7 protein-coding genes are annotated in these 8729 nt (G+C 51.7%); 1 reads left to right on the top strand and 6 read right to left on the bottom strand.

Annotated elements, in window-relative coordinates:
• From LBF86_09365 to ispF, 6 genes are all read right to left on the bottom strand, one after another.
• Window positions 1–551, bottom strand: a 551-nt coding sequence (locus LBF86_09365) for a hypothetical protein (GenBank protein ID MDR0665705.1), incomplete at its 3' end; no start/stop codon positions are given.
• A 20-nt stretch (window positions 552–571) separates the two neighbouring features.
• Entirely contained in the window at window positions 572–1993 is a 1422-nt protein-coding gene (locus LBF86_09370; GenBank protein MDR0665706.1) for a Ni/Fe hydrogenase subunit alpha, read from the bottom strand.
• 3 nt (window positions 1994–1996) lie between these two features.
• Window positions 1997–2533 carry a hypothetical protein gene (locus tag LBF86_09375; protein ID MDR0665707.1) on the bottom strand — a complete coding sequence of 179 codons (537 nt, stop codon included), beginning with the start codon at window positions 2531–2533 and terminating at the stop codon, window positions 1997–1999.
• The gene (gene hoxU, locus LBF86_09380) at window positions 2533–3261 is read right to left on the bottom strand and encodes a bidirectional hydrogenase complex protein HoxU (protein ID MDR0665708.1); all 729 of its coding nucleotides are present in this window, start codon (window positions 3259–3261) and stop codon (window positions 2533–2535) included. The genes LBF86_09375 and hoxU overlap by 1 nt, the downstream gene beginning before the upstream one ends.
• Window positions 3258–4895 carry an SLBB domain-containing protein gene (locus LBF86_09385; protein MDR0665709.1) on the bottom strand — a complete coding sequence of 546 codons (1638 nt, stop codon included), beginning with the start codon at window positions 4893–4895 and terminating at the stop codon, window positions 3258–3260. Before LBF86_09385 ends, hoxU begins: the two co-directional genes overlap by 4 nt.
• A 1377-nt stretch (window positions 4896–6272) precedes the next feature.
• Window positions 6273–7439: a 2-C-methyl-D-erythritol 2,4-cyclodiphosphate synthase gene (ispF, locus tag LBF86_09390; protein ID MDR0665710.1), complete on the bottom strand. Its 1167-nt coding sequence runs from the start codon at window positions 7437–7439 to the stop codon at window positions 6273–6275.
• A gap of 58 nt (window positions 7440–7497) precedes the next feature.
• Here ispF and thiC point away from each other — a divergent pair.
• Window positions 7498–8729, top strand: a 1232-nt coding sequence (gene thiC, locus LBF86_09395; protein MDR0665711.1) for a phosphomethylpyrimidine synthase ThiC, incomplete at its 3' end; no start/stop codon positions are given.

An 8729-nucleotide genomic window follows, 5' to 3' on the forward strand; every position in this document is an offset into this window, starting at 1 on the left:
ATCGTCGTAATCGACCGCGGATTTGAACGGCTCACGCGCTGTCGCGCTGTGATACGCCCACCCCCCCCCCCCCCCGTTTGTTTAACCGCGTTAATCGACAGATTTTTCAGTTCGCTCCAGCGGCTTTTGAACAATGATTGGATTAGATCGAGACTTTTCGCGTAAGCGCTCGCGAGCGTCTCTTTTTTGTAATCGAACGCGATTTTTTCTTGCAATAGTATGTCGCCGGTATCTATGCCGCGATCGACTTCATGAATAGTAACGCCGCTTGGCGTTTGCTCTATAAAACTCCACAAATTAGGGCTGGCTCCGCGATTAAACGGCAGATAACCGATATGCAAGTTTATTACGCGGCGCGGCAGCGCTCGTATTACCTCGTCGATAATGATCGATCGGTAGTTGAAACTGACGATAAACTCGATCCCTCTTTTGTCGATAAAACCTTTATCGATCCGATCGCCGCTGATAATCGCATTTTCGCCCTGATCGCGTAGCCAATCGGCTAACGCGAGCGCGTTTTGATTATTGGTCAGAAACAAGATCGTATTCAAGGCGCGTAACTTTTCGCTTTCTAACGGCTTTTTTCGTCGATCAAAACGCCGCCGTGATCGTATAGCTCGATTCGCAAGGGCATCTTGCCAAGCGCGTGCGTAGAGCAAGACAGACACGGATCGAAGGCGCGAATCACCGCCTCGACGCGGTTTAGCGCGCCCTCCGTTATATGGTTTCCATCGACGAAACGTTTTGCCGCCTGCTCTACGCCGTGATTCATAGCCAAGTTGTTATGACCGGAGGCGATAATCATATTTACCCATTCGATCAAGCCGTTTTTGTCGATCTTGTAGTGGTGCAAAAGCGTTCCGCGCGGCGCTTCGCTCATGCCTACGCCCTCGTAACGGCTTGGTTCGGCGCGAGCGCGGATATGCGGGCTAAGAATATCCTCGTCGTTTAATAGCTCGTCGATCTTTTCAAAGGCGTATATAATCTCTATCAATCTGGCGTAGTGATAATAAAAGCTGCTTAGAACCGGTCCGCGCTCGATCTGCTTAAACTCCGCGAACTCCTCTTCGGCGATCGGCGTTCCAAGTTTGTCGGCGATATTTAGCCGCGCAAGCGGTCCCACGCGATACGCGCCTTTTGGATAGCCTAACGGCTTGTAGTAGGGCGATTTTAAGTAGCTATCTTCCTCTACGGATTCGCCTATATATTGTTGGTAATCGGAAGGTTCGAGTTTGTCGGCGACGATTTTGCCCGTATGGTCGATAACGCGTACCTTGCCGTCGTAATGCTCGATCTCGCCGTTTTCGCCGACCAAGCCCAAAAAGAGGGTAGGGTAGTTTGCAAATACCCGCGCCTCCTCCCGATATTGGCTTAGCGATTTCTTGAACCAGCCCAACGTTTTTACCGCGGCTTTTAGATGGATCGGAAGCTCCGCTAAAATATCGGCTCTTACCTGCGGATCGAGAGGTTTGCGCATACCGCCCGGCACGATGGCGATCGGGTGAATACGCTTGCCGCCGCCGATCCGCTCGATAATCCTCTGCCCAAAGCTACGAATGCCAATTCCAGCCTTCACAATCTCAGAATGGCTCTCTAGCGCGCCGAATACGTTTCGTTTGGACGGATCGCTATCAAAACCCAAAAGCAGATCGGGCGCGCTCAAATAAAAAAAGTTCAAAGCGTGCGACTGCGCGATCTGCGCGAGATTGACAATTCGCCTTAGATTCGCGCCCGTTCTGGGTATCGACACGGCTAATAGATTGTCGGCGGCTTTGGAGGAGCTGATCAGGTGGCTAACGGGGCAGATACCGCACGTGCGCGCCGTTAAACCGGGCATTTCGGTGTACGGGCGACCTTGACAGAACTTCTCAAATCCGCGAAACTGCAACACGTGAAGGCTCGCTTTTTCAACCAATCCCTCGTCGTTTAACTTAATTGTAATTTTGGCGTGTCCTTCCACGCGGGTTACCGGATTAATAGTGATCGTTTTCATAGTTTACTTTCCAAACCGCGTGTGATTAAATATATCATATTCTTTGCCTTCGATCAGGCTAGATAATATGTTGTAGATCGCGTCGGCGGGAGGCGGACAACCGGGCAGGAAGCAGTCGATAAACACCCGTTCGTGTTGCGCGCTGACGCGCTCTAACTGTTTTGGCGTTTCGCGAGAGGGGCGAACGCCTTTGTTGTTGTCGCTTAGCTCGTCGTAAGCGCATTTGAGGGAGGCTTCCACGCCGACAAGGTTTCGCATAGCCGACACGTTGCCCGTTACGCCGCAATCGCCCAGCGCCAGCACCATTTTGCTGTTCTTGCGGATTTTAAGCAACTTTTCCAAATCCTCTTCGCTGCTGACCGCGCCCTCCACAATCGCCAAATCGACGTTTTCGGGGAACTCCTTCGTATCGACGTAGGGCGAGCAGACCACCTCTACTTTGCTCGCTATCTCTATCAATCTTTCGTCCATATCCAAAAAGGACATATGGCAACCTGAACAGCCGTCTAACCAGACCGTCGCGAGACGAATCTTCGCCATTATCGCCCCCTTTTCATCGTCGTCAAATAGGGCAGAAACCCGCGCCGCTTATGCTGCTCGGCGACAGAAAGTCCTTTTTCGTTAAGCGCGCCCGTCGGGCATACCTGCACGCACTTGCCGCACTCCGTGCAATTCTCGCTCTCGCCCCATGGACGACCCATTTCGGCGATAATGCGCGCCTCAAGACCGCGCGCGAACACGTCGAGAATATGCGCGCCTTCGATCTCGTCGCACACGCGGACGCACCTTAGACACAAAATACAGCGATTTGGATCGTTGATAAACCTTCTGTGCGAGGCGTCCACCTGCAACTTTGGATAGAGATATGGAACCTCGACGTGCGTTAAGCCCACCTTCGCGCCCATCTTCTGCAACTCGCAGTGCGCGTTGCTAACGCATACGGAGCAGATATGATTTCGCTCGGCAAACAGAAAGCTCAATATCGTTTTGCGATGTTTTCTTAGCCTTTCCGTGTCGGTCGATACGACCATTCCGTCTTTGATGCGCGTGGTACAGGCGGGCTTTAACTCTCTTTGCCCCGCAATCTCGACAAGACAGAGGCGGCACGCGCCAATATCCGATAACCCCTCGATCGCGCAGAGCGTAGGAATATCGATATTGTTCTCTCTAGCCACTTGCAAGATCGTTTGATCGCTTCGCGCGCTGAACGCCTGATCGTTGATCGTAAGCGTTTTGGTGCGGGCGCGTTGAACGTTTGCGTCTATCATTCGATCTCCTTTTTAACGCCCGCGATATACTCTTCTTTGAAGTATTTAAGCGTCGATAGCGCCGGATTTGGCGCGGTTTGCCCAAGTCCGCAAAGGCTGGTTTCTTTGATCATTTGGCATAGATTTTCAAGCAAAACAAGATCGTTTTGGCTCGCCTCTTTTTTCGCGAACTTATCGAGCAGGTTGTGCAGTTGCGCCGTTCCGACGCGACAGGGAACGCATTTGCCGCACGATTCCGTCATGCAGAACTCTAAAAAGAACTTCGCCACGTCGACCATCGAACTTGTTTCGTCCATCACGATTACGCCGCCGCTACCCATAATAGAGCCGATCTCTTTTAGCGATTCGTAGTCGATCGGCTGATCAAGTAGCGAGGCGGGAATACAGCCGCCGCTAGGTCCGCCCGTTTGAACGGCTTTAAACTCCTTACCGCCCTCGATACCGCCGCCGACGTCGAAAACAAGCTCCCTTAACGTCATTCCCATAGGCACCTCCACAAGCCCCGTATGCTTGACTTGCCCCGTAAGCGCGAATACTTTGGAGCCCTTTGATTTCTCCGTGCCGAACCCCGCAAACCATTCGCCGCCGTTTCTTAAAATCGGCGGTATATTGGCGTAGGTTTCTACGTTGTTTAATACAGTCGGTTGCCCGTTGAAGCCGCGATCGCTCAAATGCGGCGGTTTTTGGCGCGGATTGCCGCGATTGCCCTCGATCGACGCGATCAAGGCGGTAGCCTCGCCGCATACAAACGCGCCGCCGCCAAGTCTAACCTCGACGCTGAAACTAAAGGGCGTGCCGGCGATCTTCTGTCCTAATAAGCCGTTTCTTTCCGCGTCTTTGATCGCCCTTTTTAAACGTTCGACGGCGACGGGATATTCGGCGCGAACATAGATAAATCCTTGATCCGCTCCGACGGCATAACCGCAGATCGCCATTCCTTCCAACACGCGGTGCGGATCGGACTCCATTACGGCGCGATCCATAAACGCGCCCGGATCGCCCTCGTCGCCGTTACAGATCACATATTTTTTGTCGCTGATCGCTTTGGCTACGCTCTCCCATTTTAATCCTGTTGGATAACCGCCGCCGCCGCGTCCGCGAAGCGCGCTGATTTTTACTTGCTCGATCGTTTCTTCGGGGCTTAGGTGGGTAAGCGCGTAAAATAGCGCGTGATAGCCGTTGCTTAGAATGTAGTCGTCGAGGCTGTCGGGGTTGATAATGCCGGCGTTTTCCAGCACGATCTTCTTTTGTTTGGTAAAAAATGGAATATCAGTTTCGCAACGCAGATCTTTGATCGTATCGGGGTTTGTTTCGCCCACAATCGCGTCGATTAATCTCTCCGCGTCCGAGTTTTTTACCTTCTCATACACGATCTCCTCATGCTCGTTAGCGACGCTGTTTACTATCACAAGCGGTCCTTGCGCGCATAGACCATGACAGCCCACGGGCTTTATCCGATAATTTTGCGCGTTTGGCTTATCGGCTAAGCGCTTTTCCAAACTCTTTTTTGTTTCGTCGTTTCCGATCGCAAGGCAGTTTGTGCCAAGACATACGTTGATCTCCTCTTTGATTTCGGCGCGTTTTTCTTGCAATGCTTTGGTCAGCTCTTCAAGCTCTTCAAGCGTTTGCGGCATTTAGTATCCTTTCAGTTTAGGCGATTGCGTCCTCTTGGTTAAGAGGTTTCGTTGACTGGCGTTGCGGCGTATATGGTAGCCAAATTTTGGCAAGAAAGCTACCGCGAGAGCATGATTAAGATCGGAAAACCTAACGATCGCGGCTCAAATCGATCGCTTCTGTCGCGCCTTTAAGCGTTTAACTTGCTTGACGGCGGCGCGCTTTTTCAAAATCGCGATAATTTTAGTTTTATTAAAGCGCGCAAATTATTGATATAGTTTAAAAACCCGATCTATCGCGTTAGGCAAAAACGCTAAAATTAACGAAAACGCTAAATTCCTGATAGAACCTAAAAATATTGTTTTTGAGTTCAGAAATTATTGATACAGTTTGAAAACGCGATTTATTGCGTTTAGGTTGACGCGCAAAAATTTCTGATGAAATCTAGCTAATATTCGCCATTCCAGCCCCTCTCCCGTCATTCCCGCAAGCGCCCGCGCGGGTAGGAGCGTAAGGCGCGCGCGAGAGAGTGTGGGAACGCGGAAATCCATCTCTTTCGCGCCTTCGGCGTATATGGATACCCGTTTTCACGGGTACGACGGGAAGCTGGCGATATAACGCGCATTGTCATTCCCGCATAGACGGGAATCCATCTTTTTCAAACAATCGTAATGTAAGCGCGTTGCATAGGTTTTAACCTTTTTATGGATTCCCGCTTTCGCGGGAAGGCGAGGGTTGCGAAAATAACAAATTGTAACTATTTCGGAAGGTCAAATCGGCTGTATAAGCGAGTCTCAATCCCCTAAAGATTGGATCTTTATGTAACGCTAGCGTTTTTTCGTTTTTAGAGACGAACGACTATCAACTGATCCTTGCACGAAGATCGAAGGTAAAAACCTCCAATAAATAGTTAAGGATAAATTAAAGATATGGCGTTTTCTATTCGATAGAAGGCGTTTAATGTGCTGAAACGCGATCGGCGCGGTTGCGAAAGCGGAAAAACTAGGTTTGCGACCGCGCTAAACGCCAATAATTGGCGTTGGATGTTATCGCGGCGCTTTTTTCGCGTTATGTTCCGTTTATAGAGGTTAGCGCTTTGGCGCAAGAAGGAAAAGGATCGCAAACGCGAAATGATAAAAAAACCGCGATCAAAGGAACAACGAGAGATAAGCGGTAGTTTTGCGCTAAGGTTTTCTAGCAAAAGCTCCTTTTAGCGTATTAAAGTCTAGCTTTCGTTTGCTTTGCGCCTTAAGGTTTGGCAAAGCTAACGCAACGCGGCGATCGCGTTAGGGTGGGCGGGAGATTTTAGCCGCGCAGAGCGACGCGATCTTTTTGGCTAACGTCGCGGCAAAAGGCTTTCATCCCTTTACCCTTTATTAAACCCGCGATTTAAGAGGTTAAAACGAGGCGTAGCCGACGTTTGCGATCGCCAAAGCCGCGACTCCCTCGCCGCGTCCGATAAAGCCTAATTTTTCCGTCGTGGTGGCTTTGATATTAACGCGCTCGTATCGCAAATCTAACAGCTTCGCAATGCGCTTTTTCATCGCGATCTTATAGTTTTCAAGACGCGGTTTTTGCGCGGCGATCGTAATATCCGCGCTTCTTACGGCAAAACCAAAACGGCGGATTTTGGCTAGAACCAATCCCAAAAGTTCGGCGCTGTCGGCGTTTTTGTATGCCGCGTCGTCGTCGGGAAACCAGCCGCCTATATCGCCAAGCCCGCACGCGCCCAAAATCGCGTCGATCAACGCGTGCAACGCCGCGTCGCCGTCGCTGTGCGCCTTTAATCCAAACGGCGAATCGATCGCCACGCCGCAAAGTTTCATCGGCTTGCCCTCCTCAAAGCCGTGAACGTCCAGCCCCTGCCCAATCCAAACCTTATCGCTTGGCGGCTCTAATCCGACGATCTCGCCGCCGAAAGTCAGTTTCGCCGCCAGTTCCGAACCCTCCACATAGCGCGTAACTCCGCCGCACGCGCTAATCAGCGTGCTTTCATCGCTAAAGCCGCTTTTTTGTTTCAAAGCCGATCGTAACGCGCTAACGAGGCTAAGCTGCGGCGTTTGAACGCGCCAAGCCTTGTCTCGATCGACGACCTCAAAATCGCCGCTTACGAGCGTATCCACGACGCGAATTGCCGGCGCGACGCATTGAACGCTTCTTGAAACGCGCCCGACAAACTCTCCGTTACTGCGCGCGAGTAGTAAATCCGATTTGCTATTTTTCGCGTCTAAAACGCGCCGAATAACATCTATCGGCGTAAGCGCCCGCGCCGCGTCGGCGACTAAAACCCATTCGCTAGTTACGACGCTTAGCGCGTTTTTTAGGCTCTCCTCGCGCGTCGAACCGCCCGCGACAATCTCGTAATCGCACAGCGATCGCATAATAGCTATCTCGTCTATCGGCGCGGCGATTATGATTTTGTTAAACTCAAACTCGGCGGCAAAGCGATCTACCGCAAACTCCCACAGCGGTTTTTCGCCGACGCGAAGCCACTGTTTTTTTACCGCGCCGCGAAAGCGCGTCGATTCGCCCGCCGCCATCAAAATCAATGTAATATCTGACATAAAAATCCTTTTGTATGCAAAAGTTTAGTATATTTACCACAAAAATGAGGGAGTTATTTTGAGAAGCGAATGGATCGAAAAACGATTAAACGACCGCGTAAAGACGCAGATGGCTTACGCCAAGAGCGGCGTTGTTACGGAGGAGATGAGCTATGTCGCCGAGATCGAGGAACTAAACGCGCAAACCGTTAGAAGCGAAGTCGCGCGCGGGCGAATGATTATCCCCGCGAATATCAACCACAAACATCTAAAACCTATGGCGATCGGACTCGCGGCGCGTTGCAAAATCAACGCCAATATCGGCGCGTCGGCGCTCGCGAGCGATCCCTCCGCCGAAGTGCAAAAGGCATGCGTTAGCCTAAAATATGGCGCGGATACGATTATGGATCTCTCCGTCTGCCCAAACGCGGACGAGGTGCGCGAGGCGGTTATCGGCGCGAGTTGCGCTCCGATCGGCACCGTGCCTATGTATCAGACGGTTCAAGAGGCAAAAAATCAGGACCCGCTCAACGTATCGATCGACGATATTTTGCGCGTGATTGAAACGCAGGCGAAACAGGGGGTGAGTTATTTCACGATCCACGCGGGATTTCTCAAACGGCTGCTGCCTTACGCTAGAAAGCGCAAAATGGGCGTGGTCTCTCGCGGCGGCAGTTTGATCGGCGCGTGGATGAGCGCTCATAGCGCTGAAAATCCGTTTTATACCGCCTACGACGAGATTTTGGATATATGCCAAAAATACGACGTAAGCCTATCGCTTGGAGATAGTTTACGCCCGGGCTGCCTTGCCGACGCGAGCGACGAGGCGCAGTTAGAAGAGCTAAAGATACTAGGCGATCTGACGCTTCGCGCGTGGGATAAAGAGGTTCAGGTGATGATCGAAGGACCGGGTCATATCCCGCTCAACCAGATCGAATACAACATGAAGATCGAGCGGCGCTACTGTCACGACGCGCCGTTTTACGTGCTTGGACCGCTGGTAACGGACATTGGCGCGGGTTACGATCATATCTCCAGCGCGATCGGCGCGACGCTCGCGGGTATGCACGGCGCCGCTATGCTCTGCTATGTAACGCCAAAAGAGCATTTGGGATTGCCAAACGCAAGCGACGTGCGCGAAGGGATTATCGCCTATAAGATCGCCGCTCACAGCGCGGATATTGCGCGGGGGCGAAAGGGAGCGAGAGATCGCGACGATCAGATGAGCGACGCGCGTTTCAACTTTGATTGGAACAGGCAGTTCGAGCTTGCGCTCGATAGCGATCGCGCAAGAGAGTATCACGACGAAAC

Source organism: Helicobacteraceae bacterium, from assembly GCA_031258155.1.
In the GTDB taxonomy this organism is placed as follows: domain Bacteria; phylum Campylobacterota; class Campylobacteria; order Campylobacterales; family SZUA-545; genus JAIRNH01.

Coding starts and splice junctions, on each gene's coding strand:
- hoxU (MDR0665708.1), bottom strand. CDS start 3,261: ATGATAGACGCAAACGTTCAACGCGCCCGCACCAAAACGCTTACGATC.
- ispF (MDR0665710.1), bottom strand. CDS start 7,439: ATGTCAGATATTACATTGATTTTGATGGCGGCGGGCGAATCGACGCGC.
- LBF86_09375 (MDR0665707.1), bottom strand. CDS start 2,533: ATGGCGAAGATTCGTCTCGCGACGGTCTGGTTAGACGGCTGTTCAGGT.
- LBF86_09385 (MDR0665709.1), bottom strand. CDS start 4,895: ATGCCGCAAACGCTTGAAGAGCTTGAAGAGCTGACCAAAGCATTGCAA.
- LBF86_09370 (MDR0665706.1), bottom strand. CDS start 1,993: ATGAAAACGATCACTATTAATCCGGTAACCCGCGTGGAAGGACACGCC.